The organism is Pseudoruegeria aquimaris (genome assembly GCF_900172235.1).
GTDB classification, from domain to species: domain Bacteria; phylum Pseudomonadota; class Alphaproteobacteria; order Rhodobacterales; family Rhodobacteraceae; genus Pseudoruegeria; species Pseudoruegeria aquimaris.
Genome location: NZ_FWFQ01000015.1, coordinates 39,906 through 64,725, shown reverse-complemented (window position 1 = coordinate 64,725; position 24,820 = coordinate 39,906). Strand labels below are relative to the sequence as shown.

The following is a 24,820-nucleotide window of genomic DNA, read 5'->3' as shown; positions in this document are numbered from 1 at the left end:
TCAGCCGAGACCCTGCTGGCGGCGCACCGCCATGAGGATGCGCTCCGGCGTGGCCGGGGCATCCAGCGCCACGTAGCGGCTGCCGTCGCCGCAGGCCGCCACCGCGTCCGACAGCGCCATCAGCACCGAGATGCCGAGGTTGAAGGGCGGCTCGCCGACGGCCTTGGAGCGGTAGATCGTTTCCTCCGGGTTCTCGCCCTCGAAGAGCGCGACGTTGAAGATGCGCGGCCGGTCGGAGCAGGCGGGGATCTTGTAGGTGGAGGGTGCATGGGTGCGCAGGGCGCCCCTGTCGTCCCACACCAGTTCCTCCGTGGTGAGCCAGCCCGCCCCCTGCACGAAGCCGCCTTCCACCTGCCCGATGTCGAGCGCGGGGTTCAGCGAGGCCCCGGCATCGTGCAGGATGTCGGTGCGCAGGATGCGGTTCTCGCCGGTGAGCGTGTCGATCACCACCTCGGACACGGCGGCGCCGTAGGCGAAGTAGAAGAAGGGGCGGCCGGCGCCCTTGATGCGGTCCCACTCGATCTTCGGCGTCTTGTAGAAGCCGGTGGCCGAGAGGCTCACCCGGTTCTCGTAGGCCAGCTTCGCCACCGCCTCGAAGCTGTAGCGCTCGTGGCCGACGATGACCTCGCCGCCTTCGAAGCGCACCGCATCGGGCAGCGTCTGGTGCCGCTCGGCGAGGAATTTCGCCATCCGGTCGCGGATGGTGTCGCAGGCGGCCTTCACGGCCATGCCGTTCAGATCGGAGCCGGAAGAGGCGGCCGTGGCCGAGGTGTTGGGCACCTTGCCGGTGTCGGTGGCGGTGATCTTCACCTTCTCGACGGGCACGCCGAAGCGGCTCGCGGCCACCTGCGCGACCTTGAGGAACAGCCCTTGCCCCATCTCGGTGCCGCCGTGGTTCATGTGGATGGAGCCGTCCTGGTAGACATGCACCAGCGCGCCGGCCTGGTTGAGGTGGGTCAGCGTGAAGCTGATGCCGAATTTCACCGGTGTGAGCGCGATGCCGCGTTTCAGGATCGGGCTGCGGGCGTTCCAGGCCGCGATCTCGGCGCGGCGGGCTTCGTAGTCCGACCGTGCGGCGAGATCGGCCACCAGCTCGCGGATCACCGAATCCTCCACCACCTGCCCGTAGGGCGTGGTCTGGCCGCCGTGCGCCTTCGCGCTGGCGTAGAAATTGGCCTGCCGCACAGCGAGAGGATCGAGCCCCAGCTCGGCGGCGACGTGATCCATCACCCGTTCGATGCCGAGAATGCCCTGCGGCCCGCCGAAGCCGCGGAAGGCGGTGGCGGACTGGGTGTTCGTCTTCAGCCGGTGCGAGGTGATGCGCGCCGCCGGCAGCAGGTAGGCGTTGTCGGCGTGCAGCATGGCGCGGTCGGCGACGGGCAGCGAAAGATCCTGCGCCCAGCCGCAGCGCGTGTAATGGGTGAAATCCACCGCCAGAAGGCGGCCCGATTCGTCGAAGCCGGCCGTGTAGTCGATGCGGAAATCATGGCGCTTGCCGGTGATCACCATGTCGTCGTCGCGGTCGTAGCGCATCTTGCAGGGCGCCCCGGTGAGGCGCGCGGCCACGGCGCAGGCCACCGCGAGCGCGTTGCCCTGGCTTTCCTTGCCGCCGAAACCGCCCCCCATGCGCCGGGTTTCCACCCGCACGCCATGCATCGGGATGCCGAGCGCCTCGGCCACCTTGTGCTGGATCTCGGTAGGGTGCTGGGTGGAGGAATGCACCAGCATGTCGCCGCCTTCCTGCGGCAGCGCCAGCGCGGCCTGGCCTTCGAGGTAGAAATGTTCCTGGCCGCCGATCTCGATCCGCCCCGAAACGCGGCGCGGGGCGGTGGCGAGCGCGGCCTCCACGTCACCCTTGGTGTAGATGCGCGGGCCGTCCTCGAAGCGGCTGTCGGCTGCCATCGCCGCTTCCACCGTCAGGATGGCGGGCTTTTCGTCATAGCTGACTTTTCCCAACCGCGCGGCCTTGCGTGCCTGCAGATGGCTTTCGGCCACCACGAGGAAGATCGGCTGGCCGAGGTAGTGCACGCTGCCGGTGGCCAGCAGGGGCTCGTCATGCACGGACGGAGACACGTCGTTGGCGAAGGGCAGATCCTCGGCGGTGAGCACCGCGACGACGCCCGGCGCCGCCCGGACCTGCGCGAGATCCAGCCCGGTGATCGTGCCGTGGGCGACGGTCGAGAGGCCGAAGGCGAGATGCAGCGTGCCGCGCGGGGTGGGGATGTCGTCCACGTAGCGGGCGGTGCCGGTGACATGCAGTGCGGCGGCGTCATGGGGCAGGGGTTTGGCGACGCTCATGCGGAGATCTCCAGAACGTTGGTGGCCACGCCGTTGTCCTCGTGGAAATAGCGCAAGAGCATGTTCTGCGCCGTTGCAAGGCGGTAGGCGGCGGAGGCGCGCATGTCGCTCAGCGGGGTGTAGTCCGCGGCGAAGGCGGGCAGGGCGGCCTGCACGGTTTCCAGGCTCCAGGGTTGCCCGGTGAGGGCAGCCTCGACGTGGCTGGCGCGTTTCGGGGTGCCGGCCATGCCGCCGAAGGCGATGCGCGCCTGAGCGACGGTGCCGGCCTCGAGGCGCAGGTTGAAGCAGCCGCAGACGGCCGAGATGTCCTGGTCGAAGCGCTTGGAAAGCTTGTAGCATTTCAGCCGGTCGGGCTGGGCGGGGATCGTGAGGGCTTCCACGAACTCGCCGGGGGCGCGATCCTGCTTGCCGTATTCGAGGAAGAAGGCTTCCAGCGGCAGGCTGCGGCGGGCCTCGCCCTTGCGCAGGTGCAGGGTGGCCCCGAGCGCGATCAGGGCGGGAGGCGCATCGCCGATGGGGGAGCCATTGGCGATGTTGCCGCCGATGGTGGCGCGGTTGCGCACCTGGGTGGAGGCGAAGCGGCGCAGCATCTCGGCGAAATGCGGATGGCGCGGCGCGATGGCCGAGCGCAGGGCGGTAAGTGTCACGCCGGCCCCGATCCGCAGGCCGTCGGCATCTTCCTCGATCCGTTGCAGATCGCGGCAGTTGTCGAGAAAGGCGACGTCGCCCAGATCGCGCAGCTGCTTGGTGACCCAGAGACCCACATCGGTGGCCCCAGCCACCAGCGTGGCTTCGGGGTGGGCTTCAAACCACGCGGCCAGTTCATCGGCGGATGCCGGCAGGAAGGCGTGGGGCTGGCTGCCCCCCGCACCACCGGACGACGCGTGGGGCTGGCTGCCCCCCGCACCCCCCGCGGATATTTGCGGAACAAAGTCGGCCAGGGCGGCGGCATCGGCCTCGGCCCAGCGGGTATCGACCTCGGCGCGTTGCGCGGCGCGGATGATCGGGGCGTAGCCGGTGCAGCGGCAGAGGTTGCCGGCGAGCACGTCGTCATGGGCAGCATCCCCGGTGGCCTGGGCCGCGGCGAGGGAGGCGACGATTCCCGGCGTGCAGAAGCCGCATTGGCTGCCGTGGCAGGCCACCATGGCGTCCTGCACCGGGTGCAGCGCGCCGCTCTCGCCCGCGAGCCCTTCCACGGTGCGCAGCGCCTTGCCGTGGACCTGGGGCAGGAAGGTGATGCAGGCGTTGATGGCGGCGGGCGCGCCGGTTTCGCCGGTCAGGATCACGGTGCAGGCGCCGCAGTCGCCCTCGTTGCAGCCCTCCTTGGTGCCGGTCAGGCCGCGGTGCTCGCGCAGCCAGTCCAGCAGCGTCAGCGTCGGGGGGGCGTCCGGCAGGGCGATTTTTTCGCCGTTCAGGAGAAAGCTAATGGCAGTCATGGAGCCTACCGCCGCTGTCTGTGATCCGTTTCCCCGCGGGCCCGATGCGGCGTAAAGCCCTGCCGGGGAGCCATGCGGCGCGCGCAGGCTGACATATCAAAGCGCCGGGCGGGGGCTCTGGCAAGCCGGGAACTATCTCCGTTTCGGCGAAAGTGATTAACCTTTGCGCGGCGCGGAAATATTGGGCGTTGGCGGGGATTTTCGCAAGCCCGCGCGCCGCCGGGGGCGCGCGCCCCGGCGTCGCAGCCGGCGAAAGCCGTTTCGCGTGCCGCCGGCTTGCGCTAGCTTCGGCGCCATGACGACGACTCCCTCTTTCATCCACCTGCGTGTCCACACCGAATACTCGCTTCTCGAAGGCGCCGTGCCGGTGAAGAAGCTGCCCGATCTCTGCGCCGCGGCCGGGATGCCGGCGGTGGCGATCACCGACACCAACGCCATGTTCGCGGCGCTGGAGTTCTCGGTGACGGCTTCCGGCAAGGGCATCCAGCCGATCGTCGGCTGCCAGGTGGACGTGACCTATGATCCGCCCGCGCCCGGCGAGAAGCCGCGGCCGCCGGCGCCGGTGGTGCTGCTGGCGCAGAGCGAACGCGGCTACGAGAACCTGATGAAGCTGTCTTCCTGCCTCTACGTCGATGCCGGGGGCGAGCTGCCGCAGGTCACGGTGGAGGAGCTGGCAGCCCACGGCGAGGGGCTGATCTGCCTGTCGGGCGGGCCCGAGGGCGCGGTGGGCAAGCTGTTGCAGGCGGGCCAGCGGCCCAAGGCCGAAGCGCTGATGCGGCGGCTGGCCGAGATCTACGACGGGCGGCTCTACGTGGAGTTGCAGCGCCATCCCGGCGAGGGGGGGCAGTGCACCGAGGCCGAGCGCGCCACCGAACGGGGCTTCGTCGAGATGGCCTACGGCATGGATCTGCCGCTGGTGGCGACCAATGACGTCTACTTCCCGAAGCCGGAGATGTACGAGGCGCATGACGCGCTGATCTGCATCAAGGAAGGCGCCTATGTGGATCAGCAGGAGCCGCGCCGCCGCCTCACGCCGCAGCATTATTTCAAGAGCCCGCAGGAGATGGCGGCGCTTTTCGCCGATCTGCCGGAAGCGCTTGAGAACACGGTGGAAATCGCCCGCCGCTGCGCCTTCATGGCCTACCGGCGCGATCCGATCCTGCCGAAGTTCGCCGACGACGAGGTGGCCGAGCTGCGGCGCCAGGCCAACGAGGGGCTGCAGGCCCGTCTCAAGGTGATCCCCCATGCCGCCAGCGTGGAGGAATACCAGAAGCGGCTGGATTTCGAACTCGACATCATCGAGAGCATGGGCTTCCCCGGCTACTTCCTGATCGTGGCCGACTTCATCCAGTGGGCCAAGGATCACGACATTCCGGTGGGGCCGGGCCGGGGCTCGGGCGCGGGCAGCCTGGTGGCCTACGCGCTCACCATCACCGACCTCGATCCGCTGCGCTACTCGCTGCTGTTCGAACGCTTCCTGAACCCGGAGCGGGTCTCGATGCCGGACTTCGACATCGACTTTTGCATGGATCGCCGCGAGGAGGTGATCCGCTACGTGCAGGAGAAGTACGGCCGCGACAAGGTGGGCCAGATCATCACCTTCGGCGCGCTGCTCTCCAAGGCCGCGGTGCGCGACGTGGGGCGCGTGCTGCAGATGCCCTACGGCCAGGTGGACCGGCTGTCCAAGCTGATCCCGGTGGAGGGGGTGAAGCCCGTGTCGATAGCGCAGGCGCTGATCGACGAGCCGCGCCTGCGGGAAGAGGCGCGCAACGAGGAGGTGGTGGATCGCCTGCTGAAATACGGCCAGCAGGTGGAGGGGCTGCTGCGCAACGCCTCGACCCACGCCGCCGGCGTGGTGATCGGCGATCGCCCGCTGGACGCGCTGGTGCCGCTCTACCAGGATCCGCGCTCCGACATGCCGGCGACCCAGTTCAACATGAAATGGGTGGAGCAGGCGGGGCTCGTGAAGTTCGACTTCCTCGGCCTGAAGACGCTGACCGTGGTGCAGAACGCCATCGAGCAGATCCTGAAATCGGGCCGCCCGATCCACATCGCCGCCGATGGCACCCAGCTCTACGAGCCCGCGGAGGGCGCGGAGAACCAGATCAACGCCATCCCGCTGGACGACGAGAAGACCTACAAGCTCTACGCCGAGGCGCGTACCGTGGCGGTGTTCCAGGTGGAAAGCTCGGGCATGATGGATGCGCTCAAGCGCATGAAGCCCACCTGCATCGAGGACATCGTGGCGCTGGTGGCGCTCTACCGCCCCGGCCCGATGGAGAACATCCCCACCTACTGCGAGGTGAAGAACGGCCAGCGGGAGATCGAATCCGTCCACCCGCTGATCGATCACATCCTTGAGGAGACCCAGGGCATCATCGTCTACCAGGAGCAGGTGATGCAGATCGCGCAGGTCATGGCCGGCTACAGCCTCGGCGGCGCCGACCTTCTGCGCCGAGCCATGGGCAAGAAGATCAAGGAGGCGATGGATGCGGAGCGTCCGAAGTTCGAAAAGGGCGCGGCCGCGAACGGGGTGGACAAGAAGAAGGCCAGCGAAGTCTTTGACCTGCTGGAGAAATTCGCCAACTACGGCTTCAACAAATCCCACGCGGCCGCCTATGCCGTGGTTTCCTATTACACGGCCTGGCTGAAGGCCAACCACCCGGTGGAATTCATGGCCGGGGTGATGAACTGCGATATCCACCTCACCGACAAGCTGGCGATCTATGCCGAGGAGGTGCGCAAGCCGAAGGACCGCGAGGGGCTCGGGCTCGAGATCGTGCCGCCCTGCGTCAACCGCTCGCTTGCCAGCTTCAGCGTGGAAGACGGCAAGCTCGTCTACGGGTTGGCCGCGCTCAAGAACGTCGGCAGCGAGGCGATGCAGATGATCGTCAACGGGCGGGGCGACAAGCCCTTCGCCACCCTGTTCGATCTGGCCCGCCGGGTGGATCTGAAGCGCGTGGGCAAACGGCCGCTGGAGATGCTGGCGCGGGCCGGCGCCTTCGACGTGCTCGACGGCAACCGCAAGCGGGTGTTCGAGTCGCTGGAGGCGCTGGTGGCCTATTCCGCCGCCATCCACGAACAGCGCGCTTCGAACCAGGTGTCCCTTTTCGGCGAGGCGGGCGAGGATCTGCCCGAGCCGCGGCTGGCGGCCACGCCGGACTGGCTGCCCGCCGAACGGCTCACCGAGGAATTCAAGGCGATCGGCTTCTACCTGTCGGGCCACCCGCTGGACGATTACATGCCCGCGCTCAAGCGCAAGAAGGTGCTGACCCTTTCCGAGTTGGAAGAGCAGACGAAGAAGGGCGGCGCGATGATCGCGCGGCTCTCGGGTGCGGTGGCCGGGCGGCAGGAGCGCAAGTCGGCCAAGGGCAACCGGTTCGCCTTCGCCCAGCTGTCCGACCCCACGGGGGCCTACGAGGTCACGATCTTCTCCGATACGCTGGAGGCCAGCCGCGAGTATCTGGAAGCCGGCTCCAAAGTGGTGGTGACGGTGGAGGCCACGGTGGAAAGCGATCAGCTGAAGCTGCTGGCGCGCGCCGTGCAGCCGATCGACAGCGTGGTGGCCGATGCCGGCAGCGCCGGTCTGAAGATCTTCCTCGAAGATGCCGAGGCGATCCCGACGGTGGCAAACCTTCTGGAAACGGCCGCGCAGGACAAGAAGGCCCGCAGCCGCGGACCGGTGAATTTCTGCCTGATTCACCCCGATCTCCCCGGCGAGGTTGAAATATCGTTGGAACGCCTCTATCCCGTGAACCCTCAGATCAAGGGCGCGATCAAGAGCCTTGGGGGGGTTCTGACGGTTGAGGAAATTTAGCGAGACTCGATTAACCACGTTGCGGTTAACCATGATGGCAGGCCTTCTGCTGTCGCTGTCGGCCTGCATGCGGACCGAAGCCCCGGAGCCTGCCCCCGAAGAGGGTGCAGAGGCGGTGGAAATCGCGCGGCTCTCCGATGTCGATATCCCCGAGGATGCCCCCACCACGGCGATGCTGGAAGGCGAACCCGCTTCGCCGCAGGGTCTGTTTGCCGGGTTGTTTGGGGGCGGCACGGCGGCGGCTGACGCGGACCCGGAAACGCCGGCCACCCGTCGGCTCGAGGAATTCGGCGTTGCCGCGGAGGCCACGGAGGGTGCTGCTCCAATAGGGCCGCTGGCCTTCGGCGAGATGCGCAAGGTCTGCGGGGTGCGCGGCAAGGCGCTGGGCAAGGAAGTGGATCGCTTCCCCGAGACAGGCCGCGGCTTCAGGCTCTATGACAGCGCGCCGGGCTCCACGGCGCCCCGGCTTCACAGCGTGACCGGCTTCAAGGACGGCTGCGCGCGGCAGTTCACCGCCGGCTTGGCCATGCTGGGCGCGCCGCTCACCCATGAAACCCTGCGCTACGATCCGCTGGTGAAATCCATTCCCTACTCGCAGACGGACACCGCATACGAGCAGATCAAGCGCAGCGTCTGCGGCAAGGGCAGGGGCAAGCCCTGCGAAGGCAATGGTGCGAAGCGGATGGAAAAGACCACCGCCTTCATCACCGTCTACGAGCGCTTCGGTGGCGCCAGCCACACGGAGATCCTCATCCACGACGGCAAGGTCGTGGCGCAGGACTACGAGCGCCGTTGACGGTTACCAGTGGGGCGGGCGCTGATCGGCGAGCGGGATGGAACTGCCCTCGTCGGCTTCGCGCTGGGCTTCGCGTTCCACCAGCAGCTGCACCCGGTTCTTCAGGCGCGTGATGTCCTGGTCCTGGCGGGCGATCACGTCCGACAGATCCTCGACCGTGCGGGTGAGGTGGGCGATCAGTTCTTCAAGGTGGGTGATGCGGTCTTCTTGGTCCATGGCGCTGCGCTAGCATGGCTGGGCGGGGTGGGGAAGCGCTACTTGGCCTGTTTCGCCAGAAACGGGCGTGCGCCTGCCCTGCCGTCACACCGAAGGTGTGCTTTCATCACGGGGGCAGGTGCTCATCGCTCGTGGCACGGGGTGCCTATGCCGCTTCGAACAGCGGTGCGAAATCGCCTTTGGCCTTGGCCGCGTCGATGGCGGCGCCGAAATCCACCTCCAGCAGCGCGGCCAGCTGCGCGAAATCCTCGATCACGAAATAGACGGGCTGCACGATGTCGATCCGGTAGGGCGTGCGCAGCACCGTTTCGAGCTCGAAGGGCTGCATCCGCGCCTGCCCGCCCGTGGCATGGGCCAGTTCCGACGGCGAGGAGACGATCCCGGCGCCATAGGCGCGCAGGCCCTGCGGCGTGCGGATCATGCCGAATTCGACCGTGAACCAGAACAGCCGGAACAGGTGCCACGAGTAGCCCTTGCCGAGGCTGAGCGCCTTCCGGCCGAAGCCTTCGATGAAATCGGCGTAGTCCGGGTTGGTCAGCAGGGGGCAATGGCCGAAGACCTCGTGGAAGAGATCCGGCTCCTCGATGTAGTCCATGTGCTCGCGGCGGCGCAGGAAGGTGGCCACCGGGAACTTGCGCTTCGAAAGCAGCCCGAAGAACTGCTTCGGCGGGATGATCGCGGGAACGCCTTCGACGCCCGCGCCCGTGGCAGCCCTGAGCCGCGCATCGATCTCGCGGATCTGCGGCACCCGCGCAGGCCCCAGCCCGAGCGTGTGCACACCGGCGAGGTAGTCCGGCACGACCTTGCCCTGAAGCGCGGCGATCTGCCGGGTGAACAGCTCGCCCCAGACGGCGTCTTCCTCGGGGCTGTAGGGGTAGAGCCCGTTCGCGTCGGGCTGTTTGCTTTCGTAACCTGCTGACGTGGCCATGGTGGCGCCTCCCTTTCTCCTGCTCCGGCTCCAGTATGGGCCAAGGCGCGGAAAGGCGGCTTTCAATGGGGCGCGCAAGAAGGGCTTTGCGGAAATGAATGTTCCGAATATGCTTATAAAATGGAATTTTCAGATCAGGATATCCGCATTCTCCGGGAAGTGCAGCGCGACTCGTCGGCCTCGCTGGCAGAGCTGTCCGAGCGCTGCCGGATCCCGCAGTCCACGCTCTGGCGGCGTTTGAACGATCTGGAGGCCGCCGGCCTCGTGAAGGGCAGGGTGGCGCTTCTGGATCCGGCGAAACTGCACCTCAAGCTCGTCGTCTTCGCCAATGTCTCGCTCAGGGATCATTCCGAGCAGGCGGTCTCGGAGTTCGCCGCGGTGGTCTCGGCGCATCCCGAGATCATGGAGTGCCACGCCGTCTCGGGCGCATCGGACTACATCCTGAAGATCCGGGTGCGCGACGTGGAGGCCTATGAGCGCTTCATGACCCACACCCTGCTGCGCAATCGTCACGTGGGGGCGGTGCACTCCAGTTTCGGCCTGCGCGAACTCAAATACACCACGCAGCTTCCGATCTGACGGGCGGGGCGCCGGGCCCCCGTCCGCGGCCTTGCGCAACCCTTCCCTTGCCCCCTGCGCACGCCTTCTGTAAACGCGGGGCGCGTAAGACCCCGAAGGGACAGAACGATGGCCAAAGTGAAGAAGCAGCCCCGGCCCAAGGCATTGCCGCCGAAGGGCTTCCGTGACTATTTCGGAAGCGAAGTGACCGAGCGCAAGCATATGCTCGACCAGATCGCCGCTGTCTATCATCGCTACGGCTTCGAGGCGCTGGAAAGCCCCGCCGTGGAGACGGTCGAGGCGCTGGGCAAGTTCCTTCCCGACGTGGATCGCCCCAACGAGGGCGTCTTTGCCTGGCAGGACGAAGACGACAGCTGGATGGCGCTGCGCTACGATCTGACGGCGCCGCTCGCCCGCGTCTACGCCCAGCACCGAAACGATCTGCCCACGCCCTACCGCCGCTACGCGATGGGCCCGGTCTGGCGCAACGAGAAGCCCGGCCCCGGGCGCTACCGCCAGTTCTACCAATGCGACGCCGACACCGTGGGCACCGCTTCCGTGGCCGCCGATGCCGAGATCTGCGCGATGCTCTCGGACACGCTGGAGCACGTCGGCATCCCGCGCGGCGATTACGTGGTGCGGGTGAACAACCGCAAGGTGCTCAACGGCGTGCTGGAGGCCATGGGCCTGCCCGAAGAGGCCGGCGTCCGCGATGACGTGCTGCGCACGATCGACAAGTTCGACAAGGTGGGCGAGGAGGGCGTGCGCCAGCTCCTGACCAAGGGGCGGCTCGATGCCTCCGGCGCCTACATCGACGGTGTTGGCCTGAGCGAGGATCAGGCCGAGCCGGTGATCGCCTTCCTGACGTCCAAGGCGGCGGATGCGGCGAAGACCTTCGAGAACCTGCGCGGCGCCGTCGGCACCAGCCGGATCGGCGCCGAGGGCATCGCGGAGCTGGAGCAGATCGGCGATCTGCTGGCCGCCGGCGGCTACGGCGCGGAGCGGATCGAGATCGATCCGAGCGTCGTGCGCGGGCTCGGCTACTACACCGGCCCGGTGTTCGAGGCCGAGCTGACCTTCGAGATCTTCGACGAGAAAGGCCGCAAGCGCCAGTTCGGCTCCGTCTCCGGCGGCGGCCGCTACGATGATCTGGTGAAGCGCTTCACCGGCCAGCCGGTGCCGGCCACCGGCGTGTCGATCGGGGTGGACCGCCTTCTGGCCGCCTTGCGCGAGAAGGGCCGCATCCGGAGCACGGCCACCGGCCCCGTCGTGGTGACGGTGATGGACAAGGCCCGCATGGCCGACTACCAGGCCATGGTCGCCGAGCTGCGCAACGCCGGCATCCGGGCCGAGGTCTATCTCGGCAACCCGAAGAACTTCGGCAACCAGCTCAAATACGCCGACATGCGGCGCTCCCCGGTGGCGATCATCCAGGGCGGCGACGAAGCCGAGCGCGGCGTGGTGCAGGTGAAGGACCTTGTGCTGGGTGCGAAGATCGCCGAAAGCGCCACGCTGGAGGAATGGAAGGCCCAGCCGGCCCAGACCGAAGTGCCGCTGGGCGACATGGTGGCCGAGGTTCGCCGCATTCTCGCAGGCTCGGAGGGCTGACATGTCGATCAAGCCCGAAGCGCGCGCCGAGGCCCTGCGCCTGCGCGCCTTCTTCGAGGCCGCCGGCGCGCGGCCCGTGGAAGCCGACATCCTGCAGCCGGCCGAAACGCTGCTGGATCTCTACGGCGAAGACATCCGCGCCCGCGCCTACGTGACGAGCGATCCCCTGCGCGGCGAAAGGATGCTGCGCCCGGATTTCACCGTGCCGGTGGTGCAGATGCACATGGCCGACGGGGCGGAGCCCGCGCGCTACACCTACGCCGGCGAGGTGTTCCGGCGCCAGGAACATGACGCCGGGCGGCCGAGCGAATACCTGCAGGTCGGCTACGAGGTGTTCGACGGCAGCGATCCTGCCGCCGCCGACGCCGAGGTCTTCGCGCTGTTTCTCGACGTGCTGTCGCCCCTCGGCCTGAGGGCCGCGACGGGCGACATCGGCGTGCTGAAGGCGGCGGTGCTGGGGCTCTCCACCACCGAGCGGCGCAAGCAGGCGCTGCTGCGCCACATCTGGCGTCCGCGCCGTTTCCGGGCGCTGCTTGATCGCTTCGGGGGCAAGGTGCCCGTGCCCGCCGCGCGCAAGGCCCTGCTGGCCGCGCTGGAGCGCGGCGAGGACGTTTTCGCCAAGGCCGGCCCCGAGAACGGCCTGCGCAGCCGGGCCGAGGTCGAGGCCCGCCTGGCCGCCTTGCGGGAAGATGCGGCGCAGCCCCCGATCGCGGCGGGCGAGGTCGAAGTGCTCAACGACATCCTCTCGCTCAAGGAGAAGATGCCCAACGTGGTGGCCAACCTCGGCGACATCGCCGTGGATCTGCCTGCGCTGCTGCCCGCCGTGGAGCGGCTGGAGCGGCGCATGGAGGCGCTGGCGGCGCGCGGCGTCGCGGTGGAGGCGCTCGATTTCGAAACCAGCTACGGCCGCACGCAGATGGAATATTACGACGGCTTCGTCTTCGGCTTCTACGCTGACGGGCGCGCCGATCTGCCCCCCGTGGCCACCGGCGGGCGCTATGACGCGCTCACCGAAGTCCTGGGCCGTGGCACGTCGATCCCGGCGGTGGGGGGCGTGATCCGCCCGGAAATCGTCTCGCTCCTGCGCGGAGGTGCAGCATGACCGTGAAACTGGGCGTGCCCTCCAAGGGCCGGTTGATGGAAGAGACCTTCGATTGGTTCGGCGCCCGTGGCGTCGGCCTGCGCCGCGCCGGCGGGGATCGGGAATATGCCGGTGCCGTGGACGGCGTGGAGGGGGTCGAGCTGGTGCTGCTCTCGGCGGGGGAGATCCCGCGCGAACTGGCGGCCGGGCGCATCCACCTCGGCGTCACCGGCACCGACCTCGTGCGCGAAAAGCTCGCCGCCTGGGATTCCCGCGTGCAGGAGATCGCGCCGATGGGCTTCGGCCAGGCCGACCTGATCATCGCGGTGCCCAACCTCTGGGTGGACGTGGACACGCTGGACGATCTGGACGCCGCCGCGGCGGCCTTTCGGCGCACCCACGGGTTCCGCCTGCGCATCGCAACCAAGTATCACCGCCTGATCCGCGAGTTCCTGAAGGAAAACGGCGTGGCGGACTACCAGCTCGTGGACAGCCAGGGCGCCACCGAGGGCACGGTGAAGAACGAGACCGCCGAAGCGGTGGCCGACATCACCTCCACCGGCGAGACCCTGCGCGCCAACCACCTGAAGATCCTCTCCGACGGGCTGGTGCACCGGTCGCAGGCCACGCTGCTCAAGGCCTACAACGCGCCGTGGGGCAAGGGGGAGAAGGCCACGCTTGCGCGGCTTCTGGCGCAGCTCGGGCTGGATGGCTGACAGCCGCCCGCGCCGGCGCTAAAGCACCCCGATCTCGGCCAGCGCGGCGCTGAGTTCCGCCGGCAGCGCCTCTTCGCGGGGGCGTCCGGCCGGCAGGTCCGGCGGGCTGTCGGCGGGGGCGAGATAGCGCCAGCCCTGGAAGGGGCGGCGCGGTGCGGCGGCGGTGCGCACGATCTCAGGATCCAGCACGATGCCGCAGCGGCGGATGCCGTCCTCGCCGATCACCTCGTCGAGCCGCAGAATGCGCTGGCGGGCGAGAATCACGCCCTTGAACACCCAGTAGAGCGAGCCGCCGGCCAGCAGCTCGGCCTCCCGCTTGGGCCACATCCGCGTGACGTGGCGCAGCACGTGGCCGGGATCGCCGGCGCGGCGCGCGGCCTGCCAGGCCTCCAGGTCCTCCACCGCGTCGGCGCCGACGCAGAGTTTCACAAGATTCACATGGTTATCCACAGAGTCGTCCCCAGTTTGCATAGATATTGTAGCGCCTGAGCGGGGCGCTTCAATCTCTTGTGGCTGCCAGCCCCATGCGCTAGATTGGCTGCCTGTATTTCCGACGCCATTCTCCGGAGCCCGAGATGACCCGCTTTGCCGCCCCCATCGCCGAACAAATCTGGGATATGAAATACCGTTTCAAGGCCTCCGACGGCACGCCGGTGGACGAAACGGTGGAAGACAGCTGGCGCCGCATCGCCCGCGCGCTGGCCGAGGTGGAAGCCGACCCGGCCGCCTGGGAAGGCAAGTTCTACGAAGCGCTGGAAGATTTCAAATACCTGCCCGCCGGCCGCATCACCGCCGGTGCCGGCACCGGCCGGGCCGTGACGCTGTTCAACTGCTTCGTCATGGGCACGATCCCCGACAGCATGGGCGGCATCTTCGACATGCTGAAGGAAGCCGCGCTCACCATGCAGCAGGGCGGCGGCATCGGCTATGACTTCTCCACCATCCGCCCGCGCGGCGCGGACGTGAAGGGCGTGGCTGCCGATGCCTCGGGGCCGCTGTCGTTCATGGATGTCTGGGATGCCATGTGCCGCACCATCATGAGCGCCGGCTCCCGCCGGGGCGCGATGATGGCCACGATGCGTTGCGATCACCCCGACATCCAGGATTTCATCACCGCCAAGCAGGATCCGGCGCGGCTGCGCATGTTCAACCTCTCGGTGCTGGTGACGGATGCCTTCATGGACGCGGTGAAGGCCGACGGCAGCTGGGATCTGGTGTTCGACGGCAAGGTCTACCACACGGTGCAGGCGCGCGATCTCTGGAACCGGATCATGCGCGCCACCTATGATTACGCCGAGCCGGGCGTGATCTTCATCGACCGCATCAACCAGATGAACAACCTCGCCTACTGCGAGCAGATCGCCGCCACCAACCCCTGCGGTGAGCAGCCCCTGCCGCCCTACGGTGCCTGCCTGCTGGGCTCGGTCAACCTCGCGCGGCTGGTGAAGAACCCCTTCGAGGCCGACGCCGCGCTCGACGAAGCCGCGCTGGATGAGCTGGTGCGCACGGCGGTGCGGATGATGGACAACGTGGTCGATGCCTCCCGCTTCCCGCTGGAGGCCCAGGCGCAGGAAGCCCAGGCCAAGCGCCGCATCGGCCTCGGCGTCACCGGGCTTGCGGATGCGCTTCTGATGGTGGGCCTGCGCTACGGCTCCGAGGAGGCCGCCGCCCAGACCGAGCGCTGGATGAAGCAGATCGCCCGCGCCTCCTACCTCGCCTCCGTCGATCTGGCGAAGGAGAAGGGGCCGTTCCCGCTGTTCGATGCCGAGAAATACCTCGCCTCCGGTTCTCTGCGCCACATGGACGAGGACGTGCGCGACGCGATCCGCACCCACGGCATCCGCAACGCGCTGCTCACCTCCATTGCCCCCACCGGCACGATCAGCCTTTACGCGGGCAACGTCTCCTCCGGGATCGAGCCGGTGTTCGCCTATGCCTACACCCGCAAGGTGCTGCAGAAGGATGGCTCGCGCACGGAGGAGGAAGTGGTGGATTACGCCGTGCAGCTCTGGCGGGAGAAATTCGGCGACGCGCCGCTGCCCGACCATTTCGTGAACGCCCAGACGCTCGCCCCGCTCGATCACGTGCGGATGCAGGCCGCGGCGCAGAAATGGATCGATTCCTCGATCTCCAAGACGATCAACTGCCCCGAGGACATCTCCTTCGAAGACTTCAAGGACGTCTACCTGGAGGCCTGGGAAACGGGCTGCAAGGGCTGCACCACCTACCGCCCCAACGACGTGACGGGCTCCGTGCTGAGCGTGAGCGAGGAGAAGAAAGCCCCCACCGTGGTGGCCGAAGGCGACGGTGAGCCGCAGACGCCCCACGGCGACGTGATCTACATGTCCGAGCCGCTGGACCGCCCGCAGGCGCTGGAAGGCAGCACCTACAAGCTGAAGTGGCCTGACAGCGAGCACGCGATCTACCTGACGATCAACGACATCATCATCAACGGCCACCGCCGGCCCTTCGAGGTCTTCATCAACTCCAAGAACATGGAGCACTACGCCTGGACGCTGGCGCTGACCCGGATGATCTCCGCGGTGTTCCGGCGCGGCGGCGACGTCTCCTTCGTGGTCGAGGAACTGAAGGCGGTGTTCGATCCGCGCGGCGGGGCCTGGATCCAGGGCAAATACATCCCTTCGATCCTGGCGGCCATCGGCGGCGTCATCGAGCGCCACCTGATCTCCATCGGCTTCATCGAAGGCGAGGGCATGGGGTTGAAGAGCGATCCCAAGGCCGAGGCCGTGGCCGTGGGCGAAGCGCCGCGCGGCAAGGCCTGCCCCTCCTGCGGCCAATATGACATGCAGATGGTCGAAGGCTGCATGACCTGCCGCTCCTGCGGCCACAGCAAATGCGGCTGACAACGCGGTATCCTGTCTGAAGTTTCGGCTCCGGCGGGGTGGGGTGCGCTGAAAAGGTGTGCCCCGGGCGCCGCACTCCGGCCCCCGCGCGGGGCCGTTTCCCGCTTCGCGGCTTTGCTGGGCGGTCCGGCTTGGTTAAGGTTGTGCAAACAACGACAAGCAGTATTGCAGGCAAAGTTAGGATCAGGAATGCGCAAGGCTCTTTTCGGGCTGATGGCCGCGGCCGTCGCTTGGGCAACACCGGCACTCCCGCAGGATTGGCAGGGCATCGGCACCGGCCGCCTTCTCACCAACGACATGATCGGCGACGGGCATGACCGCTGGCGCACGGGCTCCTACGTGGTGTCCAAGGTCTTTGCCCGCGAGGATTGGACGGGCCGGCGGCCCGAGGGCTTCGGCGAGCTGGTGGAGCTGCGTTTCCGCGGCGAGATCCTGCAGCCCGAAACGCTGGGCTTCGTGGACCCGACCGACAGGCGCTACGCCGGCGTTCTGACCTTCGGCGCGCACTCCCACTTCCAGATGCGCGGCACCGAGGTCAGCCTCGGCGGCGACCTGGTGCTCACCGGCGAGAACACCGGCCTCTCCACGCTTCAGGAGATCCTGCACGACTGGATCAGTGCGCCATCCCCGAGCGAGGCGGTGCTGGCCAACCAGATCGGCAACCACCTGCATGTGGCGGCGTCCGGGGAGATGGCCCAGCCGCTGCGCTTCGGCGACAACCATCTGCTGCGGCCCTTCATCGAGGAGCGCGGGCGAGGAAACACTCGTGCGGGCGGGCTTCGACTACATCTTCGGCACCGTGGGGCGGAACGAGCTGCTGCTGCGCGACGTCAGCTCCGGCCAGCTCTACCGCGGCACCCGCGATTACGAGCCCGGCACCTCCTTCGTGCTTGGCGCCGATGTCGCCAAGGTGTTCAGCTCCATCTACCTGCCCGAGGAAGACGGGCTGGAACTGACCGATTTCCGCACCCGCGCGCGGGCGGGCTTCCACTGGCAGCAGGGCAACGCGGGCTTCTTCTACGGGCTCTCCTACCTCGGCAAGGAATTCGAGAGCCAGTCCGAAGGTCAGCTCGTCGGCTCTCTGCGTCTGCACTGGGCCTTCTGAGCGGGCGCTTTCCGCGCCCCCAATCCCGGCAGGGCAACGGCACCGCGCAAATCGTTCCGAAGACGTTAAAAAATGCTTTCCTCGGTGATTCGTCGGTGCTACCTTTTCGGGCACAAAAACAAATAAAACGGCAGGCATACAGGCATGGAAACGGGCTTTCGCGGCACGTTTGTCATCTCCTGGACCCAAACAGAAACCGACGGCCAGCAGGCCGCGGATCCACGTTTTCTCGTCGTGGGCGCCTCCTGGCGCTGGCGGGGCGAGGCCGTCCGGGTGGACGGTCCGGGCAACGTGTTGCTTCTGGGGGCTTCGGAGCGGGCAGGCACGGATCGCAGAACGGCGGCGCGCGCGGTGCGCAAGCTGGTCGGCGCGGCACTTTCCCAGGGCACCGGTGCACAACCCGGTGGGGACGGCGGCGCCTTTCAGGAATTCGACGAACCGCTGATGGATGCGGGGTTCGTCATCACCGACGGGCGGCGCAGCTACACGGCTTCGATCATCGACACCGGGCCGGGGCGCAACGCGCTGATCATGTTCCTCGACGAACTGCCTCCGCGCGACCAGGAGCTCTGGGTCGTCCACCGCTCCTACGATCCGCGGCAGGGCCGGGGCAGCGACGCGCCGCAGGGGGTGATCTGCTTCACCGCCGGCACCGAGATCCTCACCGAGCGCGGGCCGCGGCTGGTGGAGGAGCTGAAGGAGGGCGACAGGCTCCAGACCAAGGATGACGGCATGCAGGCTGTGCGCTGGATCGGACGCCGCCGCATCAGCGGCGCACGCCTCTACGCGATGCCCGAGTATCGCCCGATCCGCATCCGCGCCGGAGCCTTCGGCGAGGACGATCCGCGCGAGGATCTGCTGGTGTCGCCCGATCACAGGATGCTCCTGCGCGGGGCGGCGGCGGAAGCGCTGTTCAACACCGACGAGGTGCTCGTCGCCGCGCGCGACCTGCTGCACCACAGGGGCGTGCACCGCGATCTCGCCGTGCGCGAAGTCACCTATTTCCACCTGCTGCTGGATCGCCACCAGATCCTCTGGGCCAACGGGGTGGAGACGGAGAGCTTCCACCCGGCCAACACCGGGCTCGACGCGATCGAGCCGGCGCAGCGCGCGCAGCTGGCCGAGGTGCTGCCGGGTGTCGAGGACGATCCCCACACCTACGGCACCTATGCCCGGCGCAATCTTTCGGCCTCCGAGGCGGCGATCCTGCTGCACGAGGCCGCCTGACCGCAGGACGGCCCCCCCCGCGACGCGGGCCGCCCGTTCCCGGCAGCCGTTCACGGCGGCCGTTCCCGGCAAGGAGATCCAAAGTTGATCCGGCTCCATCACTGCCCGCAGACGCGCTCGATGCGCACGCTCTGGCTGCTGAACGAACTGGGGGTGGGGTTCGACGTGGTGGTCCACCCCTTCGACAAATCCCTGCGCAGCGCCGACTATCTCGCCCTGAGCCCGGCGGGCCGGGTGCCGGCGCTGGAGATCGACGGCCGGACGCTGTTCGAGACGGGTGCCATCACGGAATACCTCTGCGAACGCTTTCCCGAGGCGGGGCTCGGCCGTGCGCCCGGGCACGGGGAGCGGGCCGACTGGCTTGTCTGGGTGCATTTCGCCGAAACCCTCAGCCAGCATGCCGCCGCCCTGACCCAGCAGCACGTGATGCTCTACGAAGACAGCATGCGCTCGCCGATCATCACCCGGCTGGAAGCGGCGCGGCTGGGCAAGTGCTTCGCCGCGATCGAGGCGCGGCTCGACGGGCGCGGCTGGCTGCTGGACGGCGGCTTCTCCGCCGCCGACGTCAGCGTGGGGCAGGCCGTCTACATGGCGCTGCATTTCGTCGATCCCGCGCCCTATCCGGCGCTCGCCGCGTGGTATGGGCGTCTCAGCGCGCGGCCTGCCTTCGCCGCGAGCCTGCCGCAACCCGGCGAGGCGCGGCTCTACGCGCAGCCCTTCTACCCGCCGTTGGCGGACCGCCCGTGAGAGCGGGGGCGGGGACCGGTGCGGGGCGAGCGGGCGCGCAAGTGCCGCAGTGGCATCCGTTTCCGTTGACCCGTCCGCGCGGTGCGGCTACATCCAGACTCGAAAGCGCGCAACCAGCCAGCGAGAGGGAGCACTGATGGAAGAGCTGCTGAGGGAGTATCTGCCGATCCTCATTTTCCTCGGGTTGGCCATCGGCCTCGGCCTCGTGCTGATCCTCGCCGCCGTGGTGCTCGCCGTGCGCAACCCGGATCCCGAGAAGGTCTCGGCCTACGAGTGCGGGTTTAATGCCTTCGACGATGCGCGGATGAAATTCGACGTGCGCTTCTACCTCGTCTCGATTCTCTTCATCATCTTCGATCTCGAAATCGCCTTCCTCTTCCCCTGGGCCGTGGCCTTCAAGGACGTGGGGCTGCTCGGTTTCTGGTCGATGATGGTGTTCCTGGCCGTCCTCACCATCGGCTTTGCCTACGAATGGAAGAAAGGGGCGCTCGAATGGGAGTGAGCACCGCCGCCAACACCGCCGGCGCCGACAAGGAAGTCGCGACGCAGGCCCTGAACCGCGAGTTGCAGGACAAGGGCTTTCTGCTAACCTCCACCGAGGACATCATCAACTGGGCGCGCACCGGCTCGCTGCACTGGATGACCTTCGGCCTGGCATGCTGCGCCGTGGAGATGATGCACACCTCCATGCCGCGCTACGATCTGGAGCGTTTCGGCACCGCGCCGCGCGCCTCCCCGCGCCAGTCCGACCTGATGATCGTGGCCGGCACGCTGACCAACAAGATGGCCCCGGCGCTGCGCAAGGTCTATGACCAGATGCCCGAGCCGCGCTACGTGATCTCCATGGGGTCCTGCGCCAACGGCGGCGGCTACTACCACTACAGCTACTCCGTCGTGCGCGGCTGTGACCGCATCGTGCCGGTGGACGTCTACGTGCCCGGCTGCCCGCCGACGGCCGAGGCGCTGCTCTACGGCATCCTGCAGCTTCAGCGCAAGATCCGCCGCACCGGGACTCTGGTCCGGTGAAAGCGGCTGCCTGCTTCATATGCGGCATGGTGCAGTTTTCGTTCGGTGTGGCGGAAGCCTCTCCCGAGAGCTTGCGCGCGTGCCTGAATGACAAGGTGACACTGTCAGTGCTGGACGTCGAACGTGGGAAACACGGCGATGTCCTGGTTTATGAGGCGCAGAACGGTTTGCCGTGGACGGTCGGCGCGATCTATGTCTACATCGCCTATCTGGGACCGGAACGGCCGCTTGTGCGGACGGCAGGCGCCTACCCGATCAAGGAAGGTCTGGCGCCGGGCACGGCGCGCCAGTTGCGCGCGCGTTTCGGACGCAAACTGCCCGAAGGCGCCAGGCCGCGCGACGTGGTCCTTGAATTGCGGGACGTCGCCGATCATGAGCGCCAATTCCTCGTCGGCGACGGCCCGGCCGTTGTCGGTTGGCCCGAAACACGCACAACTCAGGAATGCTCAGGATGACGGACGTCTTGCAAGAGCTTGGCACCCATATCGAATTGAAGCGCCCGGATTGCGTGCTGAAGCACGAGGTGGCCCACGGCGAACTGAACGTGGAGGTGGCGCTGTCTTCGCTGGTCTCCTTCGTCGAGTTCCTGAAGGCCGATCGCACCTGCAAGTTCTCCACGCTGGTGGACATCACGGCGGTGGACTACCCGAGCCGCGAGAAGCGGTTCGACGTGGTCTACCATTTCCTGTCGATGTACACGAACCAGCGCATCCGGGTGCGGGTGCAGGTGCGCGAGCAGGACATGGTGCCCTCGATCACCGACGTGCACCCCTCGGCCAACTGGTTCGAGCGCGAGGTGTTCGACATGTTCGGCATCCTCTTCTCCGGCCATCCGGACCTGCGCCGCATCCTCACCGACTACGGGTTCCGCGGCTATCCGCTGCGCAAGGATTTCCCGACGACGGGCTACACCGAAGTGCGCTACGACGAGAAGGAAAAGCGCGTCGTCTACGAGCCGGTGAGCCTGACGCAGGAATACCGCCAGTTCGATTTCATGAGCCCCTGGGAAGGTGCGGAATACATCCTTCCCGGCGACGAGAAGACCGACGGGGGCAAGGGCTGACATCATGGCGCCGGAGACGCTCATGTTCGGGATCGGTGCGACGAAGGCGGGGACGAGCTGGCTCTACCGCTATCTCGACAGCCATCCCGACTGCGCGATGCCCGCGATGAAGGAGCTCCACTATTTCGACACGGCCGACCCGCGCAAGCAGGCCTGGCAGGTCAAGCAGTTCACCCGCAAGGCGGCGGATCTGAAGGCGCGCCGCGCCTTCGCGCCCGCGGCCAAGCAGGCAAGCCTCGACGGCCGGATCGCCGTTCTGGAGGGGGCCATCTCCCTGCTTTCCGCGCCCCGCGATGGCCATGCGGCCTACCTGTCCTACCTGTCGGGCGTGGCCGGTTCGGCCCGCGTGGTGGGGGACGTGACGCCCGCCTACGGGCTGCTCCCGGAAGAGGAACTGCGCGTGATGGCCGGGCTCGCGCCGCGCACGCGCTTCATCTACATCCTGCGCGATCCGCTGGATCGGCTCTGGTCCAACATCCGCATGGTGGCCGGGCGCAAGGCGAAGGCGGATTCCGAGGTGGCGCAGACCGCGCGCAGGCTGCTGGAGAAGGCGCTCACGGGCGAGGATCGGCAGGTGATCATGCGCTCCGATTACGCCGGCACGCTGGATCGCCTGGAGCGGGCGGTGCCGCGCGAGAGCCGGCTGGTGCTGTTCTTCGAGCAGCTGTTCAGCCATGAGACCGTGGCGCGCATCTGCCGGTTTCTCGGCATCGGCGATCACCCGGCGGATCTGGGCCGCAAGGTCCATGCCGGGCGCCGCCTGGAGATGGACGAAGACCAGGCTCACCGGGCGCTTTCGGCGCTTCGGGGGCAATACGAAGCCGTGGCGTCGCGGTTCGGCGAACTGCCGCCGCGCTGGCGTGAAAACTACGCGAGGATTTGAGGCATGGATGGCAATTTCGAAGACGTCCTGACCGGCGAACAGAAGATCCGCAACTTCAACATCAACTTCGGGCCCCAGCACCCGGCCGCCCACGGCGTGCTGCGTCTGGTGCTGGAGCTGGACGGCGAGATCGTCGAACGTTGCGATCCCCACATCGGCCTGCTGCATCGTGGCACCGAAAAGCTGATGGAAAGCCGCACCTACCTCCAGAACCTGCCCTATTTCGACCGGCTCGACTACGTGGCGCCGATGAACCAGGAACACGCCTGGTGCCTCGCCATCGAGAAGCTCACCGGCGTCAAGGTGCCGCGCCGCGCCTCGCTGATCCGGGTGCTCTATTCCGAAATCGGCCGCATCCTGAACCACCTGCTCAACGTCACCACGCAGGCGATGGACGTTGGCGCGCTCACGCCGCCGCTCTGGGGCTTCGAGGAGCGCGAGAAGCTGATGGTCTTCTACGAACGCGCCTGCGGCGCGCGGCTGCACGCGGCCTATTTCCGCCCCGGCGGTGTCCATCAGGATCTGCCGCCCGAACTGCTCGACGACATCGACGCCTGGGCAGATGAGTTCCCCCGTGTGCTCGACGACATCGACGGCCTTCTGACCGAGAACCGCATCTTCAAGCAGCGCAACGCCGACATCGGCGTGGTCACCGAGGAAGACATCCAGAACTGGGGCTTCTCCGGCGTCATGGTGCGCGGTTCGGGCCTGCCGTGGGATCTGCGGCGCGCCCAGCCCTACGAGTGCTACAACGAGTTCGAGTTCGACATTCCCGTCGGCAAGAACGGCGATTGCTACGATCGCTACCTCTGCCGCATGCAGGAGATGCGCGAGAGCCTGAAGATCATCAAGCAGGCGATCGAGAAGCTGCGTGCGCCCGAAGGGCAGGGCGATATTCTTGCCCGCGGCAAGATCACCCCGCCGAAGCGGGGCGAAATGAAAACCTCGATGGAAGCGCTGATTCACCACTTCAAGCTCTACACCGAGGGCTTCCACGTCCCGGCCGGCGAGGTCTATGCCGCCGTAGAGGCGCCCAAGGGCGAATTCGGCGTCTACCTCGTGGCCGACGGCACCAACAAACCCTACCGCGCCAAGCTGCGCGCACCGGGCTACCTGCACCTGCAGGCGATGGATCACGTGGCCACCGGCCACCAGCTGGCCGACGTGGCCGCCATCATCGGCACGATGGACGTGGTGTTCGGAGAGATCGACAGATGACCGCTTTCTCTCATCTTCTGACCAGAAATATCCCCGCCGGAGGCTCCCGCCGCCGCCACGGGCTCAAAGGGGGCAAGTGATGCTGCGCCGTCTTCACCCGGATCAACCCGAAAGCTTCGCCTTCACGCCGGAAAACCAGGCCTGGGCCGAAGCCCAGATCACGAAATACCCGGAAGGCCGCCAGGCTTCCGCCATCATCCCGCTGCTGTGGCGCGCGCAGGAGCAGGAGGGCTGGCTCACCAAGCCGGCGATCGAAGCGGTGGCCGACATGCTGGGCATGGCGCACATCCGCGCGCTGGAAGTGGCCACCTTCTACTTCATGTTCCAGCTGCAGCCGGTGGGCGAAGTCGCCCATATCCAGGTGTGCGGCACCACGTCGTGCATGATCTGCGGCGCGGAGGATCTGATCGCGGTCTGCAAGGAAAAGATCGCGCCCAACCCGCACCAGATCTCCGAGGACGGCAAGCTGAGCTGGGAAGAGGTCGAATGCCTCGGCGCCTGCACCAACGCACCGATGGCGCAGATCGGCAAGGACTATTACGAGGATCTCACGGCGGAGCGTTTCGCCGAGATGATCGATGAATTCCGCGCCGGCAAGGTGCCCACGCCCGGCCCGCAGAACGGGCGCTACGCCGCCGAGCCGCTGTCCGGGCTTACCAGCCTGACCGAGCACGCCGAGGGGCGCGCGCCCTACAACGGCTCGGTGCAGCTGGCCACCGAGATCGGCGATACCGTGAAACGTATCGACGGCACCGAGGTGCCGCTGGTCACGCCGTGGCTGGGTTCCAAATCCAAGGCGGCCCGCCCGAAGAAAGCCGCAGCGCCAGTCGCCGAAGCGGTCGCCGAACCGGCTTCCGAACCGGCCCCTGCGACGGCCGGCGAAGCGCCCGAACAGGCTCCCGAGCTGCTGTCTGCCGCCCGCGAAGGCGGGCCGGATGATCTGAAGCTGCTCAAGGGGGTGGGGCCCAAGCTTGAGGGGCTTCTCAACGAGATGGGCATCTTCCATTTCGATCAGATCGCGGCCTGGGGGCCGGAGGAGATCGCGTGGGTGGACGCGCGCCTGAAGTTCAAGGGGCGCATCGAACGGGATGGCTGGATCGCGCAGGCGCGGGATCTCGCAAACGCCAAGGACAAGGGCGCCTGACGGGGGCCTGTTTCCGCAACGAAGGGTGATCGCACGCATGGCAATGGCACATCAGATGGGCTTCCACGGCGCCCCGGTTTGCACCGGAG

Annotated in this window: 23 protein-coding genes; 17 read left to right on the top strand and 6 right to left on the bottom strand. The window is 67.4% G+C overall.

The genetic code is table 11. The annotated features are described in order from the left end of the window. Positions 1-2,298 (bottom strand): xanthine dehydrogenase molybdopterin binding subunit, encoded by a 2,298-nt coding sequence (xdhB, locus tag PSA7680_RS11440; protein WP_085868852.1) that lies wholly within the window; start codon positions 2,296-2,298, stop codon positions 1-3. Next, positions 2,295-3,734 carry a xanthine dehydrogenase small subunit gene (gene xdhA, locus PSA7680_RS11435; RefSeq protein WP_085868851.1) on the bottom strand — a complete coding sequence of 480 codons (1,440 nt, stop codon included), beginning with the start codon at positions 3,732-3,734 and terminating at the stop codon, positions 2,295-2,297. Before xdhA ends, xdhB begins: the two co-directional genes overlap by 4 nt. Before the next feature lie 295 nt (positions 3,735-4,029). Here xdhA and dnaE point away from each other — a divergent pair, with 295 nt between their 5' ends. Both dnaE and PSA7680_RS11425 read left to right on the top strand, forming a co-directional pair. Continuing rightward, positions 4,030-7,551, top strand: coding sequence for a DNA polymerase III subunit alpha (gene dnaE / locus PSA7680_RS11430; protein ID WP_085868850.1), 3,522 nt, complete (start codon positions 4,030-4,032; stop codon positions 7,549-7,551). 31 nt (positions 7,552-7,582) lie between these two features. After that, the gene (locus tag PSA7680_RS11425; RefSeq protein WP_085868849.1) at positions 7,583-8,347 is read left to right on the top strand and encodes a hypothetical protein; all 765 of its coding nucleotides are present in this window, start codon (positions 7,583-7,585) and stop codon (positions 8,345-8,347) included. Positions 8,348-8,350: 3 nt separating this feature from the next. On the opposite strand, the gene PSA7680_RS11420 is transcribed toward PSA7680_RS11425, so the two are convergent. Both PSA7680_RS11420 and PSA7680_RS11415 read right to left on the bottom strand, forming a co-directional pair. Beyond that, positions 8,351-8,563 (bottom strand): SlyX family protein, encoded by a 213-nt coding sequence (locus tag PSA7680_RS11420; RefSeq protein ID WP_085868848.1) that lies wholly within the window; start codon positions 8,561-8,563, stop codon positions 8,351-8,353. Positions 8,564-8,708: 145 nt separating this feature from the next. Beyond that, the gene (locus PSA7680_RS11415) at positions 8,709-9,557 is read right to left on the bottom strand and encodes a phenylalanine 4-monooxygenase (protein ID WP_275936531.1); all 849 of its coding nucleotides are present in this window, start codon (positions 9,555-9,557) and stop codon (positions 8,709-8,711) included. A 54-nt stretch (positions 9,558-9,611) separates the two neighbouring features. Between PSA7680_RS11415 and PSA7680_RS11410 the strand changes: the two genes are divergently transcribed. The 4 genes from PSA7680_RS11410 (at position 9,612) to hisG (ending at position 13,454) form a co-directional block, all read left to right on the top strand. Beyond that, positions 9,612-10,070 (top strand): Lrp/AsnC family transcriptional regulator, encoded by a 459-nt coding sequence (locus tag PSA7680_RS11410; RefSeq protein WP_085868846.1) that lies wholly within the window; start codon positions 9,612-9,614, stop codon positions 10,068-10,070. A gap of 108 nt (positions 10,071-10,178) precedes the next feature. Further along, positions 10,179-11,657 (top strand): histidine--tRNA ligase, encoded by a 1,479-nt coding sequence (gene hisS, locus PSA7680_RS11405; RefSeq protein ID WP_085868845.1) that lies wholly within the window; start codon positions 10,179-10,181, stop codon positions 11,655-11,657. 1 nt (position 11,658) lies between these two features. After that, entirely contained in the window at positions 11,659-12,759 is a 1,101-nt protein-coding gene (locus PSA7680_RS11400) for an ATP phosphoribosyltransferase regulatory subunit (protein WP_085868844.1), read from the top strand. Beyond that, positions 12,756-13,454, top strand: a complete 699-nt coding sequence (hisG, locus tag PSA7680_RS11395; RefSeq protein WP_085868843.1) for an ATP phosphoribosyltransferase — start codon at positions 12,756-12,758, stop codon at positions 13,452-13,454. The genes PSA7680_RS11400 and hisG overlap by 4 nt, the downstream gene beginning before the upstream one ends. 18 nt (positions 13,455-13,472) lie before the next feature. Here the strand turns inward: hisG and PSA7680_RS11390 are convergent, their stop codons facing one another. After that, positions 13,473-13,904: a DUF1489 family protein gene (locus tag PSA7680_RS11390; protein WP_085868842.1), complete on the bottom strand. Its 432-nt coding sequence runs from the start codon at positions 13,902-13,904 to the stop codon at positions 13,473-13,475. A gap of 125 nt (positions 13,905-14,029) precedes the next feature. On the opposite strand from PSA7680_RS11390, the gene PSA7680_RS11385 reads away from it, so the two are divergent. Then, positions 14,030-16,318: an adenosylcobalamin-dependent ribonucleoside-diphosphate reductase gene (locus PSA7680_RS11385; RefSeq protein WP_085868841.1), complete on the top strand. Its 2,289-nt coding sequence runs from the start codon at positions 14,030-14,032 to the stop codon at positions 16,316-16,318. Positions 16,319-16,501: 183 nt separating this feature from the next. Here PSA7680_RS11385 and PSA7680_RS19085 read toward each other — a convergent pair whose 3' ends face one another. Then, positions 16,502-17,041 carry a hypothetical protein gene (locus PSA7680_RS19085; RefSeq protein WP_275936529.1) on the bottom strand — a complete coding sequence of 180 codons (540 nt, stop codon included), beginning with the start codon at positions 17,039-17,041 and terminating at the stop codon, positions 16,502-16,504. 43 nt (positions 17,042-17,084) lie between these two features. On the opposite strand from PSA7680_RS19085, the gene PSA7680_RS19080 reads away from it, so the two are divergent. The 10 genes from PSA7680_RS19080 (at position 17,085) to nuoE (ending at position 24,731) form a co-directional block, all read left to right on the top strand. Continuing rightward, on the top strand, positions 17,085-17,423 hold the full coding sequence (locus PSA7680_RS19080) for a lipid A-modifier LpxR family protein (protein ID WP_176244128.1): 339 nt from the start codon (positions 17,085-17,087) through the stop codon (positions 17,421-17,423). A 144-nt stretch (positions 17,424-17,567) separates the two neighbouring features. Then, entirely contained in the window at positions 17,568-18,650 is a 1,083-nt protein-coding gene (locus PSA7680_RS11370; RefSeq protein ID WP_085868839.1) for a Hint domain-containing protein, read from the top strand. Between the two features lie 84 nt (positions 18,651-18,734). Beyond that, on the top strand, positions 18,735-19,397 hold the full coding sequence (locus PSA7680_RS11365) for a glutathione S-transferase family protein (RefSeq protein WP_085868838.1): 663 nt from the start codon (positions 18,735-18,737) through the stop codon (positions 19,395-19,397). A 136-nt stretch (positions 19,398-19,533) separates the two neighbouring features. After that, the gene (locus PSA7680_RS11360) at positions 19,534-19,899 is read left to right on the top strand and encodes an NADH-quinone oxidoreductase subunit A (RefSeq protein ID WP_085868837.1); all 366 of its coding nucleotides are present in this window, start codon (positions 19,534-19,536) and stop codon (positions 19,897-19,899) included. Beyond that, a complete protein-coding gene (locus PSA7680_RS11355) occupies positions 19,890-20,423 on the top strand; it encodes a NuoB/complex I 20 kDa subunit family protein (RefSeq protein ID WP_085868836.1) in 534 nt (177 codons plus the stop codon). Before PSA7680_RS11360 ends, PSA7680_RS11355 begins: the two co-directional genes overlap by 10 nt. Next, a complete protein-coding gene (locus PSA7680_RS11350) occupies positions 20,420-20,878 on the top strand; it encodes a hypothetical protein (RefSeq protein WP_176244127.1) in 459 nt (152 codons plus the stop codon). Before PSA7680_RS11355 ends, PSA7680_RS11350 begins: the two co-directional genes overlap by 4 nt. Continuing rightward, on the top strand, positions 20,875-21,486 hold the full coding sequence (locus tag PSA7680_RS11345; protein WP_085868834.1) for an NADH-quinone oxidoreductase subunit C: 612 nt from the start codon (positions 20,875-20,877) through the stop codon (positions 21,484-21,486). The genes PSA7680_RS11350 and PSA7680_RS11345 overlap by 4 nt, the downstream gene beginning before the upstream one ends. A 4-nt stretch (positions 21,487-21,490) precedes the next feature. Next, positions 21,491-22,369, top strand: coding sequence for a sulfotransferase (locus tag PSA7680_RS11340; RefSeq protein WP_085868833.1), 879 nt, complete (start codon positions 21,491-21,493; stop codon positions 22,367-22,369). Positions 22,370-22,372: 3 nt separating this feature from the next. Continuing rightward, a complete protein-coding gene (locus tag PSA7680_RS11335; RefSeq protein WP_085868832.1) occupies positions 22,373-23,587 on the top strand; it encodes an NADH-quinone oxidoreductase subunit D in 1,215 nt (404 codons plus the stop codon). Between the two features lie 79 nt (positions 23,588-23,666). Next, positions 23,667-24,731, top strand: coding sequence for an NADH-quinone oxidoreductase subunit NuoE (gene nuoE, locus PSA7680_RS11330; protein WP_085868831.1), 1,065 nt, complete (start codon positions 23,667-23,669; stop codon positions 24,729-24,731). The last annotated feature ends 89 nt before the right edge of the window (positions 24,732-24,820 follow it).